Here is a 25,814-nt window from a genome sequence, read left to right as displayed (position 1 = left end):
CGCTACCCACAGCTCATCCCCGCACTTTTCAACGTACGTGGGTTCGGTCCTCCAGTGCGTTTTACCACACCTTCAACCTGGCCATGGGTAGATCACATGGTTTCGGGTCTACGACTACATACTCATTCGCCCTATTCAGACTCGCTTTCGCTGCGGCTCCGGCTCTTCACCTTAACCTCGCATGCAATCGTAACTCGCCGGTTCATTCTACAAAAGGCACGCTCTCACCCATTAACGGGCTCGAACTTGTTGTAGGCACACGGTTTCAGGATCTATTTCACTCCCCTTCCGGGGTGCTTTTCACCTTTCCCTCACGGTACTGGTTCACTATCGGTCATTAGGGAGTATTTAGCCTTACGGGATGGTCCCCGCGGATTCCGACGGAATTTCTCGTGTTCCGCCGTACTCAGGATCCTCCTAGGTGCTGTCACAATTTCGTCTACGGGGCTATTACCCACTTTGGCGGACCTTTCCAAGTCCTTCGACTATCCTGACAGACTACCATATTGGAGTCCTACAACCCCAACAAGCAAGCTTGTTGGTTTGGGCTCTTCCCGTTTCGCTCGCCGCTACTCAGGGAATCGAATTTTCTTTCTCTTCCTGCAGGTACTTAGATGTTTCAGTTCTCTGCGTCTACCTCTAACCAGCTATGTATTCACTGGAAAGTAACATCCTATAAAAGATGCTGGGTTCCCCCATTCGGAAATCTCTGGATCATAGCTCACTTACAGCTCCCCAAAGCATATCGGTGTTAGTCCCGTCCTTCATCGGCTCCTAATGCCAAGGCATCCACCGTGCGCCCTTATTCACTTAACCTTGTCAACCTTGCGGTTGGGTCTTGACTACTTCTTCTAGCGATAGAAGGTTGGTCAATAAAATAAGCTTCGAACAATTAATTAATTAACTCTTCAACGCGGTGTTCTCGGTTTGTTTTGATTACTTTTTTTACTTCAATATCCAGTTTTCAATGAACAATCTAGTAACCATTGGTTACTAATGGAGCCTAGCGGGATCGAACCGCTGACCTCCTGCGTGCAAAGCAGGCGCTCTCCCAGCTGAGCTAAGGCCCCAGTAAAGCTATATAATTGAGAGTAGACCTCTCAAAACTGAACAAAGTGTTGACGAACCGTGTAGTTCCGTAATATTCCTTAGAAAGGAGGTGATCCAGCCGCACCTTCCGATACGGCTACCTTGTTACGACTTCACCCCAATCATCTATCCCACCTTAGGCGGCTGGCTCCAAAAGGTTACCTCACCGACTTCGGGTGTTACAAACTTTCGTGGTGTGACGGGCGGTGTGTACAAGGCCCGGGAACGTATTCACCGCGGCGTGCTGATCCGCGATTACTAGCGATTCCGGCTTCATGTAGGCGAGTTGCAGCCTACAATCCGAACTGAGAGAAGCTTTAAGAGATTTGCATGACCTCGCGGCCTAGCGACTCGTTGTACTTCCCATTGTAGCACGTGTGTAGCCCAGGTCATAAGGGGCATGATGATTTGACGTCATCCCCACCTTCCTCCGGTTTGTCACCGGCAGTCTCGCTAGAGTGCCCAACTGAATGATGGCAACTAACAATAAGGGTTGCGCTCGTTGCGGGACTTAACCCAACATCTCACGACACGAGCTGACGACAACCATGCACCACCTGTCACTTTGTCCCCGAAGGGAAAGCTCTATCTCTAGAGTGGTCAAAGGATGTCAAGACCTGGTAAGGTTCTTCGCGTTGCTTCGAATTAAACCACATGCTCCACCGCTTGTGCGGGCCCCCGTCAATTCCTTTGAGTTTCAACCTTGCGGTCGTACTCCCCAGGCGGAGTGCTTAATGCGTTTGCTGCAGCACTGAAGGGCGGAAACCCTCCAACACTTAGCACTCATCGTTTACGGCGTGGACTACCAGGGTATCTAATCCTGTTTGCTCCCCACGCTTTCGAGCCTCAGCGTCAGTTACAGACCAGAGAGTCGCCTTCGCCACTGGTGTTCCTCCATATATCTACGCATTTCACCGCTACACATGGAATTCCACTCTCCTCTTCTGCACTCAAGTCTCCCAGTTTCCAATGACCCTCCCCGGTTGAGCCGGGGGCTTTCACATCAGACTTAAGAAACCGCCTGCGCTCGCTTTACGCCCAATAAATCCGGACAACGCTTGCCACCTACGTATTACCGCGGCTGCTGGCACGTAGTTAGCCGTGGCTTTCTGGTTAGATACCGTCAAGGTAAGAGCAGTTACTCTCCTACTTGTTCTTCTCTAACAACAGAGTTTTACGATCCGAAAACCTTCTTCACTCACGCGGCGTTGCTCGGTCAGACTTTCGTCCATTGCCGAAGATTCCCTACTGCTGCCTCCCGTAGGAGTCTGGGCCGTGTCTCAGTCCCAGTGTGGCCGATCACCCTCTCAGGTCGGCTATGCATCATGGCCTTGGTGAGCCGTTACCTCACCAACTAGCTAATGCACCGCGGGTCCATCCATCAGTGACACCCGAAAGCGTCTTTCAAATCAACACCATGCGGTGTCGACTGTTATGCGGTATTAGCACCTGTTTCCAAGTGTTATCCCCCTCTGATGGGCAGGTTACCCACGTGTTACTCACCCGTCCGCCACTCCTCTTTTCAAATGAGTGCAAGCACTCGGTAGAAAAGAAGCGTTCGACTTGCATGTATTAGGCACGCCGCCAGCGTTCGTCCTGAGCCAGGATCAAACTCTCATAATAAAAGTTGAACACGATCTTGCGATCGTTAAGCTCATTTGTTTGCTAGCATATTGCTTCGCTTGTTAAAAATTGTTGTTTGTTTTCACCGTTGTGAAAACAACCTACACATTTGGTTTGTCTTACTTTGTTCAGTTTTCAAAGGTCTACGTTGTTACCTCGCAGCAACTTTTATATCATATCAAATCTCCGGTTTGATGTCAACACTTTTTTTTAAAAGTTTCAAAGTTTTTTCTGCTTGGCGTTGTCGTTTGTTTCAGCGACAACTTCATTAGTTTACCAGGTTGTTTGTTATTTGTCAACAACTTTCTTCCTGATTTTTCAAGTTTTTTTAAAACTTGATTTGTTATTCTATTTCAGTCGTTTCAGCGTTTTTGTTGCTCGCCTTGCGACATGTAATAATATAACAAGTTTTTCTTAATTGGTCAACCTTTATTTTAAAAAAATTGAATATTTTTTTCATCATGATTCTCTGTTCCAAGTACCTTTTCGCTTTTTGATAGCTTATATACATTTGGCTCTTGTTTTTAGATTAAATCACTTATATTTCCGATCATTTTTTTAGTTTATATGAAAATAGTTCGAATTCTACTCCTGTATTATCTTTTGAACGCCCGATATACTTAAATTCATTTTCAATATAGAACCTTGATAAGCGCTGATTACTTGCTAAACAATCCAAACGTAATTCATCGACCTGATTTTCGAATTCAACTTTTACAGCATTCAGCAATTCTTTCCCATAACCAGCCTTTCGGTATCTGGGACGTATTATCACACGATGGAGATAGCATGATTTCTGGCTTGATTCAATGTTTTTCCAAAGTAGGCGATCCCATTCAGTAGGTTTCTGCCAAGCAGCAACCATTCCTGCCAATTGTTTTTCATTATTATAGAAGAAAAACACTTCGCCTCTTTTTACAGCAGCAATTAATCCGTGCTTATCTTCTCCTTTTAATACATCAGACCATTGATCACTGCCGATCGATTTTAACCATTCTGCAGTTTCTTTTAATAGTTCTAATGCAGTTTGTCCTTCTTCAGTAGTTGCTTTTCTGAGCTCCATTAACTTTTCCTCCTTGCGCTTCCCTACTATATATATGTTATGTTAGAAAAAAAGACGGGCAAACCAGCATTTGGTTCACTCCGTCTACACAATGTTGAATATTAAAAGCATTCATGACAGCTTCTCATATTCTTTATGTATCTAATTTTTAAAACATCGGTACTCCTTCGATTTCAAAAGAAGAGAGTAAATTTTTTAATTCGGACGGTTTTTCCCAAACATACGTACTACCGATTGTTGGTATTCCTGAATCTTCATTCATTTCAAATACAAATAGAGGCATATTTTCAACCTCAGTATGGGCATTTGTCAATTCGACTAAATTAATTGAAGTAACATCTAAAAGAACTTCTTCTTTGATAATCTGCAACATACTAGCCAAAGCGGTCATCTCTTCTGAAACTTTTGTTGTAACAAACTGCATCGATCCATCAACTGGATGAACAAGAAATTTTTTAGAACCATCATTTAAATGCAATATAATAGTACCAGCGACTTTTTTGTTAGACAAAACATCCACCTCAATTAATTTTTGTTTTCATAAACTAGGAAAATTGTACCATATTTTCTGAAAAAAAACAGAATTATTTCGACAAGAGTTTCTCCATTGCTTCATCTCGCCAAATAGGAAGCTCTTTTTCAAGTGTTTGAAAACCAATTTTTTTGTTTTTATTGGTGAAGTATTTTTTTCGTCGATAGTTTGGCTGCTGAGTTTGACTTTCTAGTGTTCTCAAAGACAAACTGATTTTTTTTGTATATTCATCGATATCAATGATTTGAACTTTTACTTTTTGCCCAACCTCCAGTAAGTTGTGTATATTTTTTGTATATCCTGCTTGGACTTCAGACACATGGATCAGTCCCTGAACCGTGTCGCTCAGTGAAACAAATGCTCCGTAGGGTTGCAATCCTGTAATCGTTCCATCAACGACCATGCCTATTTTGTAGTTCATAATTATTAGCCTCTTTTCAATTTTCACACTAAAGTATTTTCCTCATTTAAAATAATAGCATGTTCCGTAGAAATGTGCATAGATTTCTTTCTACTATATAATATTCGTTCTTTTTGTTCATATTTTCTTAAAAGTCTATTATACTAGAGTTATCAATCAAGTAATATACTAAATAATTGATAAATGAAAGGATGAAGCGAATGGTAGAATTTGATAAAGTATATGACCGTCGAAATACAAATTGTGCAAAATGGGATTCCATCAAGGATACTTATGGAGAAGATGGATTACTTCCACTTTGGGTAGCTGATATGGATTTTAAAGCGAATAAGCCTGTTTTAGATGCCTTAAAGAAAACGATAGATCAAGGAATTCTAGGATATTCTCCAGCACCAGATTCATTGTATCAAGCAATTCAAAGTTGGCAGCAGCGCCATCATGATTACTCAATCAGCAAGGAAGCGATTCTTTTTAACAGTGGAGTCGTTCCAAGTTTAGCATTAGCTGTTCAAGCGTTTACTCAACCTGGTGAAGCTGTTTTAATTCATGATCCTGTTTATCCACCATTCGCTAAAGTCGTTGAGCAAAATAATCGCAAGCTTGTTCGTAGTACCTTAGACGTGGCCGATGGACACTTTGTTATGAATTTAGATGACATGGAAAAGCAAATTCTGAATGAAAACATCCGTCTATTCATTTTATGTAATCCTCATAATCCAGGAGGACGAGTTTGGACCGCTGCTGAATTAGAAGCTGTTGGGAAATTATGTGCGAAATACGATGTCCTTGTCGTAAGTGATGAAATTCATCAAGATTTGATTTTTGCTCCTCATCAGTTTACAACTTTTGCCAATGTTCATTCTAGCTTCAAGGATTTTTCTATTACTTTAACAGCAGCCACAAAAACATTTAATTTAGCCGGTATCAAAAATTCAATGGTCTTTATCGAAAATTCTGAATTACGAAAGAAATTCGTTACGATCCAGCAACAGAATGCCCAAGATGAAATCAACATTTTCGGGTATGTTGGAACAGAAGCAGCTTATGAACACGGCGATGACTGGCTTAAAGAGTTACTCGCATATCTAAAAGAAAATATTGATACCGTAGCTGACTTTTTAAAGCATGAACTACCTCAAGTAAAGATGATGCGCCCAGAGGGAACCTATCTGATTTGGCTTGATTTTTCAGCTTTTGATTTATCTGATGCAAAACTTCAAAAACAATTGGTCCACAAAGGTAAGGTCGTTCTAAACGCCGGGATCACTTTTGGTCCTCATGGTTCACAGCATATGCGTTTAAACGTTGCTTGTCCAAAAGAAACGCTGTTAGAAGGATTACGTAGAATAAAATATGCATTCGAATAAAATCAAAACGGATCAAGATGTAGCTCAACGAGTTATATGCTTATCACTTAACATTTAAATATAAGAACAGAAGCGCCTGATCCTTCCTTAAGATCAAGCACTTCTGTTCTATTTTTTGTATTCTATTCGCTAATTTCTACTTTATCGATCACAACGTCAAATGTTGGGCGATCTTGAGAATCTCTTTGAACGCCGCCGATTTCATCAACAACATCCATTCCCTCAACAACATGACCAAAAACAGTATGACGGAAATCTAGCCATGGTGTTCCGCCTGCTTTATAAGCTTCGATCACTTCTGTTGGGAAGCCGGCTCCTTCTAGTTGTCCCATCATATTAGCTGGTACATTTTGATTGTTGACAATGAAAAATTGGCTACCGTTCGAGTTCGGTCCAGCATTCGCCATTGATAAAGCGCCTCTTAGGTTAAAGACATCTTTAGAAAATTCATCTTCAAATTTTTCGCCATAAATACTTTCGCCGCCCATGCCTGTTCCAGTAGGATCTCCACCTTGGATCATAAAATCAGGAATGACACGATGGAAGATCACTCCATCATAGTAGCCTTTTTTCGCTAATTGAACAAAATTTTCAACGGTTTTAGGCGCTTGCTTTGGGAATAGTTGAACTGTGATATCTCCTCTATTTGTTTTGATCACCGCTTTTGGTCCTTTGACATTTGCTAAATCTAATTGTGGAAATTCTGACATTTTATTTCCTCCTAGTGTAGTTTTTACTTCCTCATTTTATCATAATCAATGACACTTGAACATTCTATTCTCTCATCCCAATCTTTTAAGAGTTCCTTTCTTTCACAAACTTCCACTTGCTTTTTTCTGTTACAAGTGATATTTTGTGAAAAACGATATACTTTGCATTTTCGTTTTATCTTTAAAATAGATAGGAACTTTTTATAAACCGAAACAGGAGGAATTTTTAATGTCTGACGCAAAAGATATTTATGATCTAACGATTGTTGGCGCGGGGCCTGTTGGTCTTTTCGCCGCTTTTTATGCAGGAATTCGTAAAGCAAAAACGAAAATCATTGATAGTTTACCCCAAGTAGGCGGACAATTATCAACGCTTTATCCTGAAAAATATATTTATGATGTTCCTGGTTTTCCAGCCGTGAAAGCAAGTGAACTGATTGAAAACTTAGAAAAACAAATCACTCCTTTTTCTCATGATATTTGTTTGGAAGAAGAAGTACGTAATTTAGTGCAGGAAGATGGACATTTGCGTATCGAAACGTCTAAAGGGATCCACTATTCTAAAGCAGTTATTTTTGCGATCGGAAACGGATCATTTCAACCAAGACGTTTAACTCTTGATGGTGCAGCAGAGCTTGAGGGGAATCATGTTCATTACTATGTTACTGACATGAATAAATTTTCTGGAAAGAAAGTTGCCATAGCTGGTGGCGGTGATTCTGCGATCGACTGGGCATTAATGTTGGAACCCATTGCTGAACGCGTATCGATTATTCATCGTCGACCTGAATTCCGTGGCCATGAGCATAGTGTAGATAATCTAAAAAAATCAGATGTTTCTATTTACACACCTTATGTGATCGATCAGCTTTTGATGGAAGACAGCTCTTTTAAAGGCATTCAATTAAAAGAAACGAAAGCTGATAATTTTGAGAAGCTTGATTTAGATTCTTTGATCATCAATTACGGCTTCACTTCTTCGTTGAGCCATCTAAAAGACTGGGGCTTGGAAGTCAGCCGTAATGCAATCGAAGTCAATTCTGATATGTCAACAAATATTCCTGGCGTTTACGCTGTAGGTGATATTTGTGACTACGATGGAAAAGTAAAACTAATTGCTACAGGTTTTGGAGAAGCTCCAACTGCCGTAAATAACGCTTTGCACTTCATCAAACCTGATGCTAGAACTCAACCCATGCACAGTACTAGTCTATTTGAAGGCAAAGAAGCAACAATGCTTTAGTATAGAAAAAGGAATCAAACAGATAAAACCTGTTCGGTTCCTTTTTGTATTTAGCCCATTTCTTCTTGCCAAGCGACTAGAGCTTTCTTTATATTTTCCACTAACGATTCAGGTGTTTCACCAACAATTCTCTCTCCTTCAAATAAAACGAATAACGTTTGAGCACAAAGTACACATTCATTCATACAGGAATAGGTGACAATATCACTATTTTCTTCGATAAATGGATCGCTTAGTATCAACTCTCCACCATTCGCTAAATTTTGCTCACAACATTCGATTAAGGGATTCATTGATCTTCTCCTTGCATTTTACTCTTTAGATAGTATACCATTGATGTATTCTAAATTTAAAAAAGACGAATTGGAGGTTTTTATTTTGGTCATAAAAGGTGAAACGTTAGAGAAAAAAGCACGTCAGCTATTGAAAGAACGCGGTGTTGAAATGGAAGATCTAGCTGAGTTAGTATTATATCTACAAAAGCCTTATATTGAAAATCTTGATCTAAACACTTGCATTGAAAATATCGATAGTGTACTTTCAAAACGTGAAGTTCATAATACCATCATTACAGGTATTCAGTTAGATATTTTAGCTGAACAAAAAAAATTGCTTCACCCACTTCAGGAAATTATTGAAGATGATGAAGGCTTGTATGGTATTGATGAAATTTTGGCTCTTTCCATCGTGAATGTTTATGGCTCGATCGGTTTTACCAACTATGGTTATATCGATAAAGTGAAGCCTGGAATCTTAGCAAAACTAAATTCTCATGAGGGACCAGAAGTCCATACTTTCTTGGATGATATCGTTGGAGCGATCGCAGCTGCTGCAGCTAGCCGTTTAGCACACTCACAACCGGATAAAAGCAGAATCACGCAGTAAAATGTATCTCTATCTACTATATTTAACGTCGTTTTGATTGCGTTGATAGTAATTCTTCCATTATAATAACTATAAAGTATATGATGTTTTATACTTCCATTTAAAGCCACCACTATAGGTTTCAAAAGTTCTTTGTGACGTGTAAGCGGACACTGTTTTCAGTCATTGATTTTCTTCCCCAATAGATAAATCAACTACCTATAGTGATGAGCTTTATTTTTTTGTATCTTTATGCACTGACTTCTGTTTTTCTACCTATGACAGAAGCCTTCCACTGAATAAAGATAACAAAAAATGAAAAAAGAATAGAAGCGAAAATAAAAGCAGTGTCAGAATCTTCTCCAACACTGCTGTTTCGTTCAATAAATAAAGGCTGGCATGTCTGTGCTCTCATACATTTTAGGGGTAGATATTTTCCTAAAAATTGAGTACAATAAATCATGTCAGTGCTTTTTGCATCGACGAGGGCAACTTGATTGGTCAGTGTCTGCTGACTTTTCAGGGCTTCATAGTTTGGCTGCCACCAAATTGTGAAGTGCCTTTTTTTATTTAATTATTTTCGCTTCTATCCTGTACTTATTGTACAAGATGAGTGAATGTTTCGTCAATGATGATTCTGTTTTATTTTCCTTTTGAAGCACCATCGTTCGCTTTCTACTTACAGAGGTAAATAAATGCTCTTGAACGTTTTTAACCGTTTGTTGAGACAGCCATCTTAACTGCTTGAAGGGGATCAAAATGCTTGATCGTATATATGGTCGTTCCTTTTTGCCAAACAACTGTATTGATTTGGTAGCTGTCGCTTGTACTCGCTGTCAAAGAAATTTGACCTAGATTTTGAGGAGCCGGCAGCATTGCTTTTTCTAGATAGGTAACTACTTCTTTTGCTAAAGGTTCTGCTACTTCTCCACCAATATTAGAAGCACGTACAACCAAACTCCAATTTCCTTCCTGCCAAGATAAATAGGTCGAACCGGCTGCTCCTTGTTCATATCCCGTAATACCATAGCCCAAATCCACCTTATTCCCGCCAGTATCAATAATTTGTCCTACTGCTCCTGCAGCTTCTTCAGCCGAACCATAGCTTTTCTTTTCAAAAGAAGCAATCGGCTGTAAATTATTTACTGCAAGATCATTGACTGCGATCGGATGATCTTCTGCATAATATAGTATTCTAAAATTCGTTTGATCCGCTGTACTGGTCGTTGCTGCTGTTAAATATTCAGCTGTTCTACTCGTTAATAGGCTTTGCGGCAACGTATTATTTGGAAATAGGCTATTCAGCTCATCAAGTACTGCTTTTGCCTGTTTTTCTGGTGTATTGCTTTGCGGCTGAGCAGCAGTTTGTGTTTCGCTTGTTTTTGTTTCAGAAGATGATGAAGCTTTTGTCGAACTAGAAGCTGAGGTACTTGATTTAGTTGAGTTTTCTTTTGTTGTAGTTGATGCTTGACTACTTTTCTCCGTTTGCTTTGGCGGTGTTGAATTTTCAGATGACTTCGTTTTCCCTCCACATGCGGCTAGCGAGATAGTTGCTAGTAATATCAATGAATAACTAATGATCTTTTTCATGACTTTTCCCTCCCATTCCTATTCTTCAATTTTAGTGTATCACCAAATCAGAGAATACTCACTTTATACGATTTTTAAAATAGATTTTTAATTAAAGGACAGTCAAATAAACAAAAAAAAAGAATGCATATTCCATCTTCGAAACGTCCGAAGACGCCGACAGAATACCATTCTCGTGGGTTTGGCACCCAATGGGTCGTAAGGGGCTCGAACCCATGACCCGCTGATTAAGAGTCAGCTGCTCTACCAACTGAGCTAACGACCCAAATGTTTAGTACTTAAATATTGTAGCACTTGCTTGTTGTTTGTTCAAGTGAAAAAATACGACACAATAAAAGAAATGACGGTTACTTTTCTTTCATCGTGTCGTTCGATCAATTTTCCTGTTCTTTTTTCACTGGACAAGTCGTATGACAATCATCGCAACTCTTTCCAGTTCTTATACGAGAATAGATGATATACCCCGCACCACCAAAAATCAGTACTGCTAAAATAAACGTTGCCATGTTCCTACCCTCTTTCTAATGTTGCCATCGTAATAACAGGTTCTTCTTTGGCTTTCGGTTTTCTAAATAGATAATACCCCATAATGAACACTAATAAAATGGCACTAAAGAATCCTGCACCTATCGGACCATTTTCAAAAATGACATGACCAACTTGGTAGATAATAAAGCTGACAACATAAGCCAGTCCACACTGATAACCAATGGCTCCCCATGTCCATTTCCAATCGCCCATTTCCCGACGGATAGCACCGATCGCAGCAAAACAAGGCGCGCACAATAAGTTGAAAACTAAGAATGAATAGGCTGCAACTGGCGTAAATGCCGCCTGAAGAGCAGACCAAACTTCAACGCCATTTTCTGATACTTCACTCAAATGACCAAAAAGAATACCAAACGTTCCAATCACATTTTCCTTCGCTACTAATCCAGTGATCGTTGCAACAGCTCCTTGCCAAGTACCCCAGCCAAGCGGTGCAAACAACGGTGCGATGACTTTTCCTAAGTTTGCTAAAATACTTTGGTCTTCTGCGGCTTCCTGCAAAGTAAATGTATAAGTTGATGTAAACCAAATAATAATGCTCATCACAAAAATGATCGTTCCAGCTTTTTTGACGAACGATTTGCTACGATCATATGCATGTCTCAAAACGCCTCTTAGTTGGGGCATATGATACGCAGGAAGTTCCATGATAAACGGGGCCGGATCCCCTGAAAATGAACGAGTTTTTTTCAAAGCGATACCAGACAATACAATCGCTGCGATTCCAATGAAGTAGGCAGAAGGCGATACCCAACTGCTTTTTGGGAAAAATGCCCCCGCAATCAAAGCAATAATCGGCAATTTCGCTGAACAAGGCATAAAGGTCGTTACCATGATCGTCATCTTACGATCTTTTTCATTTTCGATCGTTCGGCTGGCCATAACTCCTGGAACACCACAACCTGTAGCGATCAGCATAGGAATAAATGATTTCCCTGATAAGCCGAATTTTCTAAACAAACGATCCATTACAAATGCGATACGTGCCATATATCCGCAATCTTCTAAAAAGCCCAAACATAAAAACAAGACAATCAATTGCGGCAGAAAACCTAAAACAGCTCCTACTCCTGCGATGATCCCATCTAAAATCAAACTTTGCATCCAAGGCGCTACCTGTAAGGTCTCTAGCCAGTTTGCTACATTCGTTGGTACGATATTTCCAAATAACTCATCGTTGATCCAATCTGTTCCCATTGTCCCTACTGTTTGAATCGCTAGATAATAAACAAACCACATAATGACTGCAAAAATCGGTAATGCTAACCAGCGATTCGTTACGATCCGGTCGATTTTATCACTCGTACTGAATGAAACTTCATTTTTTTCGATCGCACAAAGTGCAGTTAAGCGCGTAATAAATTCATAGCGTTCATTGATCACGATCGATTCACTATCATCACCAAAAATTTGTTCTGTAATCTTGATGATATCTTCGATTTCTTTTTTCTGCAAGTCGCTCAGCGTCAATTGAGCAGCCACTCTAGTATCCCGTTCAAATAATTTAACACTGTACCAGCGAGCCTGCTTTTCCATCACACTATCCCCTAGAACATCCACAATTTCATTCAAGGCTGCTTCTAGCCGATTATCGTATGTTGGATAATTAAATTCAGGCGGAAAAACTTCTTGAACTTTACTTGCCTTTTTTATTAATTCATCGAGTCCACGATTTTTCAAAGCACTGATTCCAATGACATCGATCCCTAAGCCATATGCTAATTTTTCGATATTGATCTTTTTACCAGTTTTGTCCAAAATATCCATCATATTTAATCCGACAACAACCGGAATCCCTGTTTCCATCAATTGGGTCGTCAGATAAAGATTTCGTTCTAAATTTGTTGCATCGACAATATTAACGATCACATCAGGAGAACCGCTAAGCAGATAATCTCTAGCAACAACTTCTTCTGGCGTATAAGGTGAAAGAGAGTAAATACCAGGCAGATCCTGAATCGTGATCGCTTTGTCTTTCTTCAATTTACCTTCTTTTCTTTCAACAGTGACTCCCGGCCAATTTCCTACATATTGATTTGCCCCAGTCAATGCATTAAAAGCAGTTGTTTTCCCGCTATTAGGATTTCCTGTCAGAGCAATATGCTGTTCTTTCATCTCCTTACCCCACTTTCTGTACTAAGACTAATTCTGCTTCATTTTTCCTCAACGTCAGCTCATAACCACGAAGATTGATTTCGATCGGATCCCCTAATGGCGCCATTTTTCTAACTAATAGATCCACGCCTTTAGTCAGTCCCATATCCATCAAACGTCGCTTGACCGCTCCTTGACCGTGAATACCTACAACACGTGCTTTTTCACCAACAGACAACTGATCTAATGGTACCCAATTTTCTTCTTCTGTATTTTTTTCTACTATTGTAATTTGTTTTAATACAGATACATTGATCGCGATCCGGCTGTTGTGTAAAAGAACGATCCCATTATCAGCAGAAAAGTTCAGCAGCACTACTTTGCCCCCTGGCACAAGGCCAAGATTGTTCAAGTGCTTCTTTGCAAATCCTTCTGCCTGGATCTCGTCGATCATATAAACCCTGTTCAATTTTGCCTGTGCCAATGTCAACATTGTGTAGCCTCCCTTAATTTAAAAGCGGAACAAATCATTTAATCCTGTAGAAAATTAGGAAATTGATATTGAGACGTTTTTTGTCTCACTGACAATTTATCTATTTTCCTAAGGATGGATTTGTGTAGCTGGATAACTTACATTCATCAATATCACTCACGATATATATTATTTGTGAAAAAGTTTCATTCCTTTCTTTAATGATATTGATAATCGTTCTCATTAAGTATACCTGTTTGTGAGGTTTAAATCAATGTTCTTTCTACCTATAGTAAGAAAATAATTGGTTCTTACATTCGCCAAAATATTTCTAGTGTGCTTCCTTTTAGTCACCCCCTATATCTTGTGTTTCTCTCATTAAAAATCCCGCCGAAAAATTTAATAAATTTCTTTTTTGAACACGAAAATCGGCATAAATGTCGCATAAAACGAGAGAATACGAGCTTTCATATTCTTTTCAAAAACACAAAACATGGTATTCAGCTAAAAAACAACCACAATATATAGTGCCTAAGTGTTGACTTTTTCCCAGAGAGATTTATACTAGTGAATGTAAACTAATTGAGGGGGAAATAAAAATGAACGTAAAAATCTTTTCTAAAAATAATTGTATCCAATGTAAGATGGCAAAACGCTTTTTGAGCGAAAATAATATAGCATTTGAAGAAGTAAATATCGATATCCAACCAGATGCGATCGACTGGTTAAAAGAACAAGGATTCCAAAGTGTTCCGGTTATCACTTCTGACGCTGCTACAGTTGTGGGATTCCGTCCAGATCAATTAAAAAACTTGGCCAGCTAGAATGAAACTCGTTTATTTTACTGTTACCGGACAAACCAGACGATTTATTAAAAAATTGGATTTGCCAGCTTATGAAATTGAGCCTGCGAATCCTTTTTTTGAGATAAATGAACCCTTTATTCTGGTTGTTCCAACCTATGATGCTGATATTACTGATGTCATCAATGATTTTCTCGACCATCAGGAGAACAAAGAACATTTGATAGGGGTTGCCGGCAGCGGCAATCGTAACTTTGCAGAATTATTTGTTTATACAGCCAAAGATATAGCACGTGATTATAACGTTCCGTTACTTTTATCTTTTGAATTTAGCGGTACCAATGAAGACGTAGAATCCTTTAAGAAAGTAGTGAATGAACTTGAGTCTAAAAGAAATCAAAGAGGTTAGTTACTTTAAACTAAACAATGAAATCAACCGTCCGGTGAATGGACAAATTCCTTTGCATAAGGACAAAGAAGCTTTGGAAGCATTTTTTAAAGAAAATGTTGAACCAAACACAAGAACCTTCAATACAGTAGAAGAAAAGATCAACTACCTGATCGATAATGATTATTTAGAAACTGCCTTTATTCAAAAATATTCAATGGCTTTTATTGAAAAATTATATACATTTCTTGATGAACAAAAGTTTGAATTTAAATCATTTATGGCCGCTTACAAGTTCTATTCACAATATGCACTTAAAAACAATGCTGGAACAGAGTATTTAGAAAGCTATGAAGATCGTGTTGCTTTCAACGCCTTGTACTTTGCTGACGGTAATGAAGAGTTAGCCATGGTCTTAGCAGATGAAATGATCCACCAACGTTATCAACCAGCGACTCCTTCTTTCTTAAACGCTGGGCGTAAACGCCGTGGGGAATTGGTTTCTTGTTTCTTGATTCAAGTAACAGATGATATGAACAGCATTGGTCGTTCGATCAACTCAGCTTTACAATTATCAAGAATCGGCGGAGGTGTGGGAATCACATTAGCCAATCTTCGTGAAGCAGGCGCTCCAATCAAAGGTTATGAAGGAGCAGCTAGCGGGGTCGTTCCTGTAATGAAATTGTTCGAAGATAGCTTCAGCTACTCCAATCAATTAGGTCAACGTCAAGGTGCAGGTGTTGTTTACTTAAACGTTTTCCACCCAGATATCGAAATGTTCCTTTCTACAAAGAAAGAAAATGCAGATGAAAAAGTCCGTGTTAAAACATTATCTTTAGGTGTTGTCGTTCCAGATAAATTTTATGAACTTGCACGTAAAAATGAAGATATGTATTTATTCAGCCCTTATAGTGTCGAAAAAGAATACGGTGTTCCCTTCTCATACGTTGATATTACAAAAGAGTATGATAACTTAGTAGCGAATCCTAACATTCGTAAACGTAAAATCAAAGCGCGTGATTTAGAAAATGAAATTTCTAAACTGCAACAAGAATCAGGATATCCTTATATCATCAATATCGATACAGCTAATAGAAGTAATCCTGCTTATGGAAAAATCATCATGAGTAATCTATGTTCAGAAATTCTACAAGTTCAAACGCCGTCTATTTTAAATGGCAAACAAGAATACGAACAACTTGGTACAGATATCAGCTGTAACTTAGGTTCTACAAATATCGTTAATTTGATGGACAGTCCTGATTTCGGGAAATCTGTTCGTGCGATGACTCGTGCCTTAACTTTCGTAACAGATGCTTCAGATATCGACGTCGTTCCTTCTATCCAAAACGGGAATCGATTGAGTCATACTATTGGACTTGGTGCCATGGGATTACACACTTTCTTTGCAAAAAATCATATGGAATATGGTTCTCAAGACTCTTTAGACTTTACGAACGTTTATTTCATGTTATTGAACTACTGGACATTAGTTGAGAGTAATACTATCGCTAAAGAACAAAAACAATCCTTCCATAATTTTGAAAAATCAGATTATGCAAATGGTTCTTATTTTGACAAATATATCGAAGGTGATTTTACACCTCAATCAGATAAAGTCAAAGAGATCTTCAAAGATATTTTTGTACCGACAGCAGCTGACTGGGCAGCATTACGCGATGCAGTCAAACAAGATGGTTTGTATCACCAAAATCGTTTAGCGGTTGCGCCAAATGGTTCAATCTCTTATATCAACGATACAAGCGCCAGTATTCATCCAATCACTCGAATGATCGAAGAACGTCAAGAAAAGAAAATCGGGAAAATTTATTATCCTGCTCCTTATTTGGCAAATGATACCATTCCATATTATACGTCTGCATACGACATGGATATGCGCAAAGTGATCGATGTTTATGCAACAGCACAGCAACACGTAGATCAAGGAATGAGCTTAACTCTGTTTATGCGTTCTGAAATTCCTGAGGGGCTTTATGAATGGAAAGATACACCAAAACAAACAACACGCGATCTGAATATTTTACGTCACTATGCTTTCCATAAGGGTGTAAAATCAATCTATTACGTACGAACATTTACTGATGATGCGGAAGAAATCGGCAGCAATCAATGTGAAAGTTGTGTGATTTAACTTAAATTGGTTCAAAGGCTGAGACAAAAGTCTTTGGCTCCGAGAAATAAGAAGGAATCCATGAAAATGATAAGAAACATGGTGCTCTTCAAATTTTCGTGAATTTCGGCTTATTTCTGAAAGAGCTGCTCTTTTCTCGCCGTTTATTCTGGTTTAGAGAGCGAATCAAAACGAACTTTTAGTTTTGTCCCGCTCTTTATGATCATTGGTTAAACAGTCATTCGGTAATTAGGAGGAAAATAAATGGCAACATATTATGAAGCGATCAACTGGAATGCGATCGAAGATGTGATCGATAAATCAACTTGGGAAAAACTAACAGAACAATTTTGGCTTGATACACGTATCCCACTATCAAACGATCTAGATGACTGGAGAACACTTTCAGACTTAGAAAAAACAACTGTCGGATATGTTTTTGGCGGCTTAACTTTACTTGATACAGTTCAATCTGAAAGCGGCATGGATCAACTAAGAAAAGATATCCGTACGCCTCATGAAGAAGCGGTGCTTAACAACATCCAATTTATGGAATCTGTTCATGCGAAAAGTTATTCTTCAATTTTTAGTACGTTGAATACTAAAAAAGAGATCGATGACATTTTTGAATGGACTAATACAAATGTTTACTTACAAACAAAAGCTGAAAAGATCAATGAAATCTATAAAAACGGCACACCATTAGAAAAGAAAGTTGCAAGTGTGTTCTTAGAAACCTTCTTATTCTATTCTGGTTTTTATACTCCTCTTTATTATCTAGGCAATAACAAATTAGCTAATGTTGCTGAAATCATTAAATTGATCATCCGTGATGAATCTGTCCATGGCACATATATCGGCTATAAATTCCAATTAGGTTTTAATGAACTGCCTGAAGAAGAACAAAACGAATTAAAAGATTGGATGTATAACCTACTTTATGAACTATACGAAAATGAAGAACGTTATACAGAAGAGCTTTATGATGAATTAGGCTGGACAGAAGAAGTAAAAACCTTCTTGCGTTATAATGCTAATAAAGCACTGATGAACCTTGGCATGGACCCATTATTTGCTGATACAGCGAACGATGTAAACCCAATCGTCATGAATGGTATTTCTACAGGAACAAGTAACCATGACTTCTTCTCACAAGTTGGTAACGGCTATTTATTAGGAACTGTTGAAGCCATGAAAGATGACGATTATTTGATTGGTATGGAATAATTAAATAAAAGAAAAAAGGATCAGCGACAACATAAAATGTTATCGCTGATCCTTTTTCTTTTATCATTCATCCGAGAGTTGAGTCCTCTCTTCTTTTCGAATGTTATAAATTTTAACGATATTGACCACTAAAGTTTTAATCACAGCATAAACAGGAATACAAATCAGCATTCCAATGATTCCACCGACACTTCCAGCTGCAATCAATACAAGAATGATCGTCAATGGATGGATATTCATCGACTTGCCCATCAATAAGGGTTTGATCAAATTACCATCTAACTGCTGAATGACAAGAATCGACAACATCATATATAGTGCTTGCCAAGGTGAGATGAAAAAGCCAACAAGAACGGCAGGTACAGCACCAATAAATGGCCCTACATAAGGAATGATATTAGTCACTCCACAAAAAACAGCTAGCAGCAAGCTATACGGTTGTTTAAAGATCGTCATTGCGATAAAGCTTAAACCTCCAATGATCAAAGCATCCAAAACAGTACTGCTGATATAGGCTGACAAAGTTTGATTCATTTCTCTTACTGTTTGACGAAGCTCTGTTCTAATACTTGCAGGAAAAAAATGAGATAACGCGTCTAAAAACTTATGTCCGTCTTTAAACATAAAAAATAAAATAAACGGTACTGTAAAAAGTAAAATAAAGAATTTCATTAATATCCCAACGATTTTCGATAAACTACTCGTCACCCCTACGATCGCGAAATTCAGAATATTTGTAATCGTGATATTCGCTTTATCTAATTGATCCTGAATATTGAATCCTTTGATTTCTTCTAAGTTTCCTAGCTCAGTCAACCAACGATTCATTTCCTCCGCATATCCTGGAAGTGACTGCGTCAAGTCAACAAACTGTTTGACCAATTGAGGAACGATATTCATGATCACAAGAGCAATCAAAACCGCTAAGACTAAAAAAGAAAGCATAAAGCCAACAAGTCTAGGCACTTTATGTTTTTCAAGAAATACAACAACTGGATCAAACATATAATACAAAAAGCCTGCAATCAGCAGCGGCATAAAAACAGCGGAAATCATTCCCAATATCGGACTAAAAACATTCGGCATCCTTAATAAAAAGTAAACACCAATAATAGTCAAAACCACTTCTGTTGTCCAAAACAGTAACTTTGACTGCTTAAAAAGAGAACCCATATCAAACCTCCAATAATCTAGCTATTTCTATTTTATCATTCTTTTCAAGTATAAAAAATATTTTTTTGATAACTATTATTTCGTGATCATAGATTATTGTGTATTTATCTAATCTATCTTGTACTTTCATGATATACTTGTTTTGTTTTAGGAGGCAGCATATGACTATTTTGACGTATAAATTACTACTTGGTGTTTTCGGCAGCAGCTTCATTGCCTTTTTTTCTTATGTCTATCAATTACTCACAAAATCGGGTGTTTTTGCCTTGATCATGATTGGAACCCTAGTTTGTGGTTTTGGCAGCTGGCCAACTTGGGTACTTTTGATCCTTCTTTTTGGCAGTTCTAGTTGTATTTCTTTTTTTAAAAAAGTAGCTGCACTTGATGGTAAAGATACTATAAGTAAAAAAGACGCACAAAGAGACGGTTGGCAAATACTGGCAAACGGCCTTCCCGCTGTTGTTTCATTGGTTCTTTTTTACTATACAGATAACCCTTTATTCATGATCGGCTATGTTAGTGCCATAGCAGGTGCTACAGCAGATACTTGGGCATCTGAGATCGGTATTTTAAGTACGTCTCCCCCACTTTCCATTCTCACATTTAAGCCGATTCCTTCTGGCCTATCTGGAGGCGTTTCATTACTTGGAACCTTTGCTTCTATCCTTGGTAGTCTTATGATTTTGATTACTTTTTGGTTATTTCATGATCCTGATATCACTTTTACTACAAATCTTGTACTCGTTCCTGTTGTTTGCGGCTTTGCCCATTCATTGACCGACAGTTTTTTAGGTGCAGCGTTTCAGGTAAAATACAGATGTTCTATTTGCGATCAGGTGACAGAACGTAATGTACATCATCAGCAGCCAGCAACTAAAATTAGTGGAATTTTTTGGCTGAACAACGATTGGGTCAATTTTATCAGTGGATGTTTCACTGTTCTTTTAAGTTGGTTGCTTATTTCTCTTTGATACCTGTAAATAACCTGACAATGATTTTCCCCCAGAAAAACTGAAGCTAAGAACTCAGTTTTTCTGGGGGAGTTCTATTCAAGACAAAAATAAATTAAATACTTACCAAACGCAATTTAGTTATATTTTTATGAATCGATAAATCCTCGATCACCTCAGCGTAGGTCATTCCTTTAGGTAGATCGATCGTATAAATATTGGTATAAATTTGGTCATCACCAACTAATAAAACACTAAAATTCACGTCTTCGATCTCAATTTTATGCTCTTCGAAATAACGATTGATAAACTCCTTCGTTTCTTGTTTATGAAGATATCGAATCTCTAATTTTTTTGTTGTCGGCACATGAATCACTTTTCTAACTAATGTCAAAGCGACAAAAATTCCAATAAAGCTAGTGATTGCAATCGCGTAATACCCCATACCAATGGAAATACCTAATCCTGCAACCGCCCAAAGGGAAGCTGCTGTCGTTAAACCTGTTACCGATTGTTTCGTTACAATGATCGTTCCTGCACCTAAGAAGCCGATACCACTGACGACTTGAGCAATCAAACGTGCTTGATCAGAACGAATCACGCCGCTCAATTCTGGATGATTCATCGCATCTTCCAGCGCACTTGCTGCAATCTCTACTTGAATCAAAGCGATAATTGCCGCTCCCATACAAACTAAAATATGTGTGCGCATTCCCGCCGGACGATTTTTATACTGTCGCTCAAAGCCAATTACACCACCGATCAGCATCGCTAAGCTCAAGCGCACAATGATCTCTTGAATTGTTAAATGTACATCCATTCTGCTCATTCCTCCTATTATTCTCCCTTCTATTATAACACTAAATTCATGTCATTTTTTTCATACTAAAACAAAAAAAGAGTACGAAACAAAACGACAAATCAGTTTTGTTTCGCACTCTAAAATGTAATCAAGGGAAATCCCAAGTCAGGTTCTTCGGTAAATTTACCAAAATCGAGCTTGATCAGCTTTGGTCTTTCCCTCATCTGCTGCGATTATAATTTACTTGCTGCTGCTTCGTCTACGATAACGACAACATCTGGATGGTTTTGTAACGCACTTGCTGGTAAATCTACTGAAACAGGTCCGTCGATCATTCCTTTGATCGCATCTGCTTTTGCTTCACCGTAAGCAATCAAAATCATTTTTTTGCCCTTCATGATTGAACCAATTCCCATTGATACAGCACGTGTAGGTACATCTTCAACTTTTTCAAAATTGCGTTTGTTCGCATTGATCGTTGATTCTGTCAATTCAACTACATGAGTTAAACTATCTAATGGTGTTCCTGGTTCGTTAAAACCAATATGTCCATTTTGACCAATTCCTAAAATTTGAATATCAATCGGATGGCTGTCAATGATACTTTCATAATGAACACACTCAGCTTCTAAATCTGCTGCTTTACCGTTCGGTACATATGTTTCTTTAAATGGTTTTTTGTTAAATAGCTGATCATTCATGAAGTAACGGTAACTTTGATCATCGTCTCCACCTAAACCAACATATTCATCTAAATTTACAGAAACCATATCTGAAAAATCTAAGTCACTTGAAGTCATCTCTTTATATAATGTTTCCGGTGTGCTTCCTGTCGCAAGACCTAAAACCTTTGCTCCATTGTCCATACCTGCTTTAATCAAGTCAAATGCTTTTTTTCCGCCTTCTTCGGCGTTTGCTACTTTAATGATTTCCATCGAAATTGCTCCCTCATCTTCGTTTATTTGGTATAGTCCAATTATAACACCCTCTAAAAAGGATTTCTAGTAGAAATGTATAAAAATAAAAAAACTTCTAGCCTTTATCAGGATAGAAGTTTTCTAAATTAGTAATTTCCAGTATACTGCTCAGTTCCTTCAGCATTTGGATCAGTATAAGTTCCGCCACCAGTCACATCGTTGGCTACTACATCTTGCCCATAACCATAAGTACCTGCAGCTGCATCCGTTGAGCTTGAACCATATCCCGTACCACCTACATAATTATTGTAGTTTGCAGTATCTTTTGCCTGCATCTCTGTATTTTCCGGTAGCCCTAGCTGAGCACGTAAATTTGTTTGTGTTTTATATAATTTTTCCGGATCAAGGATTTGGTAATAGATACCGCCAATTTCTTGTCCTTCACCTTCTAATTGTAAAGAGTCAATATTTTTGAAGGCAGGCATATATTTTTTCTGAATGTCTACCATATTGTCCCAAGTTAGATCTGTTTTTACATTATCTTGTACTGCATTCAAAATCTGTCTGTATTTAGTCAAACCGTCTATACTAATGATTTTGTTCACGATTTTTTCAACAACTTCACGCTGACGACGTTGACGTCCAATATCCCCTTCAGGGTCTTCTTCACGCATTCGAGCATAAGCTAAACCAGTTTCGCTATCAAGCTTAATATGACCTTTTGGAACCGTAATACCATCTAATGTAAACTCAAATGGATTGTCCACTTCGATACCACCTACAGCATCAATCAGATCTTTTAAGCCTTTCATATTGATCGATACATAGTTATCGATTGGAATATCCAGTAAGTTTTCTACTGTATCAATCGCCATCTTCGCACCACCAAATGCATAAGCATGGTTCAGTTTATCTTCTGTACCATAGCCAACAATCTCAGTTAAAATATCTCTGTCCAAACTGATCATTGTTGATTTTTTTTCTTTTGGATTAATAGTAACTACCATTGTCGTATCAGAACGACCTTGTTCTGTTCGTCCTAGATCTCCTGTATCGATTCCCATCAATAAAACGGAGAAAGGTTCTTGTGCATCAATGTTCACGGCTGTTTCTCTGCGTTTTGATGTTCGATCGATCGATTCATACACGCCTTCAACTGTACCGCTGGCATCAGAATACATTTTAATTCCATAAGCACAAATACCGGCAACTGAAACAAGTACTAATCCTAAAGCAGTTAGTATTACTTTTTTCCATAGGTTCATAAGACACTTCCTCATTTTTTGCAAGAATAATTCATGAAATCTATTTTCTCACAATTTCAATCCTGTCGCAACATTTTTGAAGATTTGGCATGAGAACTTAATGTAAATGTAAGATAAGGATTCTAACAAAAAGAAAGATCAATCTCTTCTGAATAGATCTCTTGTATAAACTTTACTTTTGACATTCTCTAATTCATCTTCAAATCTGTTGGAAACAATGATATCAGAAATTTCCTTGAATTTATCTAAATCTTTAACAACTTTTGAATGATAAAAGCTTTCCTCTTCTAATGTAGGTTCAAAAACAATCACTTCGATCCCTTTCGCCTTCAAGCGTTTCATGATCCCTTGTATCGAAGAATATCTAAAGTTATCAGAATTTGCTTTCATCGTCAACCTGTATATCCCGACAATGTTCGGCTGCTTAGCTAAAATTTGTTCCGCAATAAAATCTTTTCTCGTAGTATTTGCTTCAACAATTGCCCCTATAATATTATTAGGTACTTGATCGTAATTTGCTCGCAACTGTTTCGTATCTTTTGGTAAACAATAGCCACCATAGCCAAACGAAGGATTATTATAATGAGAACCAATTCTTGGATCCAAACCTACACCTTCAATGATTTGTTTTGTATCTAAACCACGAACTTCCGCGTAGGTGTCCAATTCATTGAAATAAGCCACCCTTAGAGCGAGATATGTGTTTGAAAATAACTTGATAGCTTCTGCTTCAGATGAATTAGTGAAAAGAATTTCGCAATTTTCTTCAGCAGAATTATCAGCAAATAAATGAGCAATCACTTTTGCCCGTTCAGAACATTCTCCAATGATGATTCGTGAAGGATGAAGATTATCATATAGCGCTTTCCCTTCACGAAGAAATTCTGGAGAAAAAATAACGTTTTCAGTGTTGTATTTGAGTCTCATTTCTTCAGTAAAACCAACTGGCACAGTGGATTTGATGAGAAAGCAAGCATCTGGTTTTATAGCTAAAGCTTTTTCTATCACTGATTCGACTGTAGATGTATTGAAATAATTTTTCTTTTCATCATAATCTGTTGGAGTTGCAATAATCAAATATTCACCAAATAGAACAGCTTCTTCGAAGTCTTTTGTAAATGTAATGTTTAATTTTTTTTGCGTCAAAAATTCACTTATCTCTTTATCCTCAATCGGTGATATTCCTTGATTTAGGGTATCAATTTTTTCTTCTATAATATCATACGCTAAAACATGTTCATTTTGTGATAATAATAGAGCATTTGCTAAACCGACATAGCCTAATCCGAATACTGAAATTTTCATAGATTTTCCTCCGTCCAAAGTAAAGCCTTTCTTAATCTAAAATTTCAAGTAACTGTTGAAAATGATCTGTAACCAAATCTATAAGTCTATTCTTTGAAGCAATAATATCTTTAATCTCTAAGCCATCACTTTTAACCAATTCGTCATAAATATGACGACTATTTTCAGCATATGGATAAGAATCTATATAATACTCTTCTAAAAAGTATTTCAATTTTTTTACTCTATTATCTAATCCGACAGTTTTCACACAATAAGAAATAGCTGTTATATTCCCATGCAAACTAGTTCCTGAGAAAAGTTCCGAATTACCAATATAGGACATAGTATCAAATATTGTATTATTCTCTGGAAGATAAACTTCTATTTCATTTTTACAGTACTCATAAATTTTTTTCAACGGAATTTGATCTTCATGCATACCAGCTCTTCCAATTGGTAATAAAACTAATGATAACTCTTTTTCTTGACAATACTTATATAATTGCTTAGCTATTTCTTTTTCATCACTGGAATATTTTTTCCCAATTTGAAATACCATATATTTCTTTGAAGCATTCTTTTTTTCAAATGCTTTATATTCTTCACTCACCATTGTTTTTAGAATTTTTTTAGGGAATAGTTCTGACATAATAACAGCTGAATCGGGTACCATATGAACTTCTCCAACACCTAAATCTTGTAAATTCATTTTTGTTAATGGATCTCGTACTGATAAATAATCAGCTTCAGATAAATAGTTAGCTATTATTTTTTTCTCTTTTTCACTGAAATAAGAAAAATCAGTTCCACTTACTGTATTATAAATCAACTGACAATTCTTAAGCTTATACTCTCCTTTCGAAAATATCCAAGGGTATCTAGATCTTCCATTCAAAATCTTTGATGAGAGTTTCTCCGCATTTCTTTTTCCAATTATTTTATACAAAATTCTGTAGAGTAAGATCTTGTTTTCATTCTCTAATAAATGTAAATGGGTAAATTTCCATGCAGAATTTAGCGTAGCTCCACCTACAATAATCAGGGCATCAGGACCATCATATTCCAAATCTGAAATTTTTTTACTTGGGATTGCACCAATTTTTGTTAAATCAGATGATACCACTCCATAATTTATAAATTCTAAATTCCTATTTTTTGAAGACAACCATTCTTTTAAAATGATTGGGAATAACAAATCACCATAATTATTTCGATCTACGGCGCCCACTAAAGCAATCTTTTTCATTGTCTCAC

The 25,814-nt window shown here is 37.7% G+C and carries 23 protein-coding genes, 2 tRNA genes and 2 rRNA genes (1 of these 27 only partly in view); 8 read left to right on the top strand and 19 right to left on the bottom strand.

What is annotated here, in order from left to right; genetic code table 11:
- The 6 genes from A5889_RS13105 to A5889_RS13080 all read right to left on the bottom strand — a co-directional run.
- A 23S ribosomal RNA gene (locus A5889_RS13105) occupies positions 1-816 on the bottom strand (it extends 2,096 nt beyond the left edge of the window).
- Positions 817-997: 181 nt separating this feature from the next.
- Positions 998-1,070 (bottom strand) — tRNA-Ala (locus tag A5889_RS13100).
- A gap of 82 nt (positions 1,071-1,152) precedes the next feature.
- Positions 1,153-2,712: ribosomal RNA gene (locus A5889_RS13095) — 16S ribosomal RNA — on the bottom strand.
- Together the 16S and 23S rRNA genes with 1 tRNA gene alongside form the textbook arrangement of a ribosomal RNA operon.
- 550 nt (positions 2,713-3,262) lie before the next feature.
- Positions 3,263-3,775, bottom strand: a complete 513-nt coding sequence (locus A5889_RS13090) for a GNAT family N-acetyltransferase (protein WP_087642306.1) — start codon at positions 3,773-3,775, stop codon at positions 3,263-3,265.
- Positions 3,776-3,923: 148 nt separating this feature from the next.
- Entirely contained in the window at positions 3,924-4,295 is a 372-nt protein-coding gene (locus tag A5889_RS13085) for a hypothetical protein (RefSeq protein WP_176372910.1), read from the bottom strand.
- 64 nt (positions 4,296-4,359) lie between these two features.
- Positions 4,360-4,728 (bottom strand): CvfD/Ygs/GSP13 family RNA-binding post-transcriptional regulator, encoded by a 369-nt coding sequence (locus A5889_RS13080; RefSeq protein ID WP_087642304.1) that lies wholly within the window; start codon positions 4,726-4,728, stop codon positions 4,360-4,362.
- 200 nt (positions 4,729-4,928) lie between these two features.
- On the opposite strand from A5889_RS13080, the gene A5889_RS13075 reads away from it, so the two are divergent.
- The gene (locus tag A5889_RS13075) at positions 4,929-6,095 is read left to right on the top strand and encodes a MalY/PatB family protein (RefSeq protein ID WP_087642303.1); all 1,167 of its coding nucleotides are present in this window, start codon (positions 4,929-4,931) and stop codon (positions 6,093-6,095) included.
- 122 nt (positions 6,096-6,217) lie between these two features.
- Here A5889_RS13075 and A5889_RS13070 read toward each other — a convergent pair whose 3' ends face one another.
- Positions 6,218-6,805: a peptidylprolyl isomerase gene (locus tag A5889_RS13070; protein ID WP_087642302.1), complete on the bottom strand. Its 588-nt coding sequence runs from the start codon at positions 6,803-6,805 to the stop codon at positions 6,218-6,220.
- Positions 6,806-7,034: 229 nt separating this feature from the next.
- On the opposite strand from A5889_RS13070, the gene A5889_RS13065 reads away from it, so the two are divergent.
- Complete coding sequence (locus A5889_RS13065; protein WP_087642301.1) at positions 7,035-8,048, top strand: NAD(P)/FAD-dependent oxidoreductase; 1,014 nt, start codon at positions 7,035-7,037, stop codon at positions 8,046-8,048.
- Between the two features lie 50 nt (positions 8,049-8,098).
- On the opposite strand, the gene A5889_RS13060 is transcribed toward A5889_RS13065, so the two are convergent.
- Positions 8,099-8,341: a DUF1450 domain-containing protein gene (locus tag A5889_RS13060; protein ID WP_087642300.1), complete on the bottom strand. Its 243-nt coding sequence runs from the start codon at positions 8,339-8,341 to the stop codon at positions 8,099-8,101.
- 85 nt (positions 8,342-8,426) lie between these two features.
- On the opposite strand from A5889_RS13060, the gene A5889_RS13055 reads away from it, so the two are divergent.
- Positions 8,427-8,933, top strand: a complete 507-nt coding sequence (locus tag A5889_RS13055) for a phosphatidylglycerophosphatase A family protein (protein WP_087642299.1) — start codon at positions 8,427-8,429, stop codon at positions 8,931-8,933.
- 690 nt (positions 8,934-9,623) lie between these two features.
- Here A5889_RS13055 and A5889_RS13050 read toward each other — a convergent pair.
- The 5 genes from A5889_RS13050 to A5889_RS13030 form a co-directional block, all read right to left on the bottom strand.
- Positions 9,624-10,502 carry a hypothetical protein gene (locus tag A5889_RS13050; protein ID WP_087642298.1) on the bottom strand — a complete coding sequence of 293 codons (879 nt, stop codon included), beginning with the start codon at positions 10,500-10,502 and terminating at the stop codon, positions 9,624-9,626.
- A 192-nt stretch (positions 10,503-10,694) separates the two neighbouring features.
- Positions 10,695-10,767: transfer RNA gene (locus A5889_RS13045), tRNA-Lys, on the bottom strand.
- Between the two features lie 109 nt (positions 10,768-10,876).
- A complete protein-coding gene (locus A5889_RS13040) occupies positions 10,877-11,008 on the bottom strand; it encodes a FeoB-associated Cys-rich membrane protein (RefSeq protein WP_087642297.1) in 132 nt (43 codons plus the stop codon).
- A 4-nt stretch (positions 11,009-11,012) separates the two neighbouring features.
- Positions 11,013-13,166, bottom strand: a complete 2,154-nt coding sequence (gene feoB / locus A5889_RS13035) for a ferrous iron transport protein B (RefSeq protein WP_087642296.1) — start codon at positions 13,164-13,166, stop codon at positions 11,013-11,015.
- Between the two features lie 4 nt (positions 13,167-13,170).
- The gene (locus tag A5889_RS13030; RefSeq protein WP_087642295.1) at positions 13,171-13,638 is read right to left on the bottom strand and encodes a FeoA family protein; all 468 of its coding nucleotides are present in this window, start codon (positions 13,636-13,638) and stop codon (positions 13,171-13,173) included.
- A gap of 578 nt (positions 13,639-14,216) precedes the next feature.
- Here A5889_RS13030 and nrdH point away from each other — a divergent pair.
- From nrdH to nrdF, 4 genes are all read left to right on the top strand, one after another.
- Positions 14,217-14,441 (top strand): glutaredoxin-like protein NrdH, encoded by a 225-nt coding sequence (gene nrdH / locus A5889_RS13025; protein ID WP_069664941.1) that lies wholly within the window; start codon positions 14,217-14,219, stop codon positions 14,439-14,441.
- Between the two features lies 1 nt (position 14,442).
- Positions 14,443-14,829, top strand: coding sequence for a class Ib ribonucleoside-diphosphate reductase assembly flavoprotein NrdI (nrdI, locus tag A5889_RS13020; protein ID WP_087642294.1), 387 nt, complete (start codon positions 14,443-14,445; stop codon positions 14,827-14,829).
- Positions 14,795-16,960 carry a class 1b ribonucleoside-diphosphate reductase subunit alpha gene (gene nrdE / locus A5889_RS13015; protein WP_422389702.1) on the top strand — a complete coding sequence of 722 codons (2,166 nt, stop codon included), beginning with the start codon at positions 14,795-14,797 and terminating at the stop codon, positions 16,958-16,960. Before nrdI ends, nrdE begins: the two co-directional genes overlap by 35 nt.
- Before the next feature lie 243 nt (positions 16,961-17,203).
- The gene (gene nrdF / locus A5889_RS13010) at positions 17,204-18,166 is read left to right on the top strand and encodes a class 1b ribonucleoside-diphosphate reductase subunit beta (RefSeq protein WP_087642293.1); all 963 of its coding nucleotides are present in this window, start codon (positions 17,204-17,206) and stop codon (positions 18,164-18,166) included.
- A 63-nt stretch (positions 18,167-18,229) separates the two neighbouring features.
- Here nrdF and A5889_RS13005 read toward each other — a convergent pair whose 3' ends face one another.
- Positions 18,230-19,339 carry an AI-2E family transporter gene (locus A5889_RS13005; protein WP_087642292.1) on the bottom strand — a complete coding sequence of 370 codons (1,110 nt, stop codon included), beginning with the start codon at positions 19,337-19,339 and terminating at the stop codon, positions 18,230-18,232.
- A 161-nt stretch (positions 19,340-19,500) separates the two neighbouring features.
- On the opposite strand from A5889_RS13005, the gene A5889_RS13000 reads away from it, so the two are divergent.
- Positions 19,501-20,310, top strand: coding sequence for a DUF92 domain-containing protein (locus A5889_RS13000; protein WP_087642291.1), 810 nt, complete (start codon positions 19,501-19,503; stop codon positions 20,308-20,310).
- A 94-nt stretch (positions 20,311-20,404) separates the two neighbouring features.
- Here A5889_RS13000 and A5889_RS12995 read toward each other — a convergent pair whose 3' ends face one another.
- The 5 genes from A5889_RS12995 to A5889_RS12975 form a co-directional block, all read right to left on the bottom strand.
- Entirely contained in the window at positions 20,405-21,109 is a 705-nt protein-coding gene (locus A5889_RS12995; protein ID WP_087642290.1) for an MgtC/SapB family protein, read from the bottom strand.
- Between the two features lie 215 nt (positions 21,110-21,324).
- On the bottom strand, positions 21,325-22,026 hold the full coding sequence (gene nagB, locus A5889_RS12990) for a glucosamine-6-phosphate deaminase (protein ID WP_087642289.1): 702 nt from the start codon (positions 22,024-22,026) through the stop codon (positions 21,325-21,327).
- 128 nt (positions 22,027-22,154) lie between these two features.
- Complete coding sequence (locus tag A5889_RS12985) at positions 22,155-23,273, bottom strand: LCP family protein (protein WP_242585586.1); 1,119 nt, start codon at positions 23,271-23,273, stop codon at positions 22,155-22,157.
- 138 nt (positions 23,274-23,411) lie between these two features.
- Entirely contained in the window at positions 23,412-24,578 is a 1,167-nt protein-coding gene (locus tag A5889_RS12980; RefSeq protein ID WP_087642288.1) for a nucleotide sugar dehydrogenase, read from the bottom strand.
- Positions 24,579-24,609: 31 nt separating this feature from the next.
- A complete protein-coding gene (locus tag A5889_RS12975; protein WP_207114636.1) occupies positions 24,610-25,806 on the bottom strand; it encodes a polysaccharide pyruvyl transferase family protein in 1,197 nt (398 codons plus the stop codon).
- Between the last annotated feature and the right edge of the window lie 8 nt (positions 25,807-25,814).

The sequence above is a fragment of the Enterococcus sp. 9D6_DIV0238 genome (assembly GCF_002174455.2).
Classification (GTDB): domain Bacteria; phylum Bacillota; class Bacilli; order Lactobacillales; family Enterococcaceae; genus Enterococcus_L; species Enterococcus_L dunnyi.
Note: the sequence above shows the minus strand (reverse complement) of the source record. Positions and strands in the feature narration are given on the sequence as shown.

What these genes read in the sequence shown, in the direction of transcription:
- nagB (WP_087642289.1), bottom strand. Translation starts at nt 22,026, where the DNA reads ATGGAAATCATTAAAGTAGCAAACGCCGAAGAAGGCGGAAAAAAAGCA.
- A5889_RS13000 (WP_087642291.1), top strand. Translation starts at nt 19,501, where the DNA reads ATGACTATTTTGACGTATAAATTACTACTTGGTGTTTTCGGCAGCAGC.
- A5889_RS12975 (WP_207114636.1), bottom strand. Translation starts at nt 25,806, where the DNA reads ATGAAAAAGATTGCTTTAGTGGGCGCCGTAGATCGAAATAATTATGGT.
- A5889_RS12980 (WP_087642288.1), bottom strand. Translation starts at nt 24,578, where the DNA reads ATGAAAATTTCAGTATTCGGATTAGGCTATGTCGGTTTAGCAAATGCT.
- A5889_RS13060 (WP_087642300.1), bottom strand. Translation starts at nt 8,341, where the DNA reads ATGAATCCCTTAATCGAATGTTGTGAGCAAAATTTAGCGAATGGTGGA.
- feoB (WP_087642296.1), bottom strand. Translation starts at nt 13,166, where the DNA reads ATGAAAGAACAGCATATTGCTCTGACAGGAAATCCTAATAGCGGGAAA.
- A5889_RS13070 (WP_087642302.1), bottom strand. Translation starts at nt 6,805, where the DNA reads ATGTCAGAATTTCCACAATTAGATTTAGCAAATGTCAAAGGACCAAAA.
- nrdE (WP_422389702.1), top strand. Translation starts at nt 14,795, where the DNA reads ATGAACTTGAGTCTAAAAGAAATCAAAGAGGTTAGTTACTTTAAACTA.
- A5889_RS13090 (WP_087642306.1), bottom strand. Translation starts at nt 3,775, where the DNA reads ATGGAGCTCAGAAAAGCAACTACTGAAGAAGGACAAACTGCATTAGAA.
- A5889_RS12995 (WP_087642290.1), bottom strand. Translation starts at nt 21,109, where the DNA reads ATGGATGTACATTTAACAATTCAAGAGATCATTGTGCGCTTGAGCTTA.
- nrdI (WP_087642294.1), top strand. Translation starts at nt 14,443, where the DNA reads ATGAAACTCGTTTATTTTACTGTTACCGGACAAACCAGACGATTTATT.
- A5889_RS13050 (WP_087642298.1), bottom strand. Translation starts at nt 10,502, where the DNA reads ATGAAAAAGATCATTAGTTATTCATTGATATTACTAGCAACTATCTCG.
- A5889_RS13075 (WP_087642303.1), top strand. Translation starts at nt 4,929, where the DNA reads ATGGTAGAATTTGATAAAGTATATGACCGTCGAAATACAAATTGTGCA.
- A5889_RS13080 (WP_087642304.1), bottom strand. Translation starts at nt 4,728, where the DNA reads ATGAACTACAAAATAGGCATGGTCGTTGATGGAACGATTACAGGATTG.
- A5889_RS12985 (WP_242585586.1), bottom strand. Translation starts at nt 23,273, where the DNA reads ATGAACCTATGGAAAAAAGTAATACTAACTGCTTTAGGATTAGTACTT.
- A5889_RS13030 (WP_087642295.1), bottom strand. Translation starts at nt 13,638, where the DNA reads ATGTTGACATTGGCACAGGCAAAATTGAACAGGGTTTATATGATCGAC.
- nrdF (WP_087642293.1), top strand. Translation starts at nt 17,204, where the DNA reads ATGGCAACATATTATGAAGCGATCAACTGGAATGCGATCGAAGATGTG.
- A5889_RS13040 (WP_087642297.1), bottom strand. Translation starts at nt 11,008, where the DNA reads ATGGCAACGTTTATTTTAGCAGTACTGATTTTTGGTGGTGCGGGGTAT.
- A5889_RS13065 (WP_087642301.1), top strand. Translation starts at nt 7,035, where the DNA reads ATGTCTGACGCAAAAGATATTTATGATCTAACGATTGTTGGCGCGGGG.
- nrdH (WP_069664941.1), top strand. Translation starts at nt 14,217, where the DNA reads ATGAACGTAAAAATCTTTTCTAAAAATAATTGTATCCAATGTAAGATG.
- A5889_RS13005 (WP_087642292.1), bottom strand. Translation starts at nt 19,339, where the DNA reads ATGGGTTCTCTTTTTAAGCAGTCAAAGTTACTGTTTTGGACAACAGAA.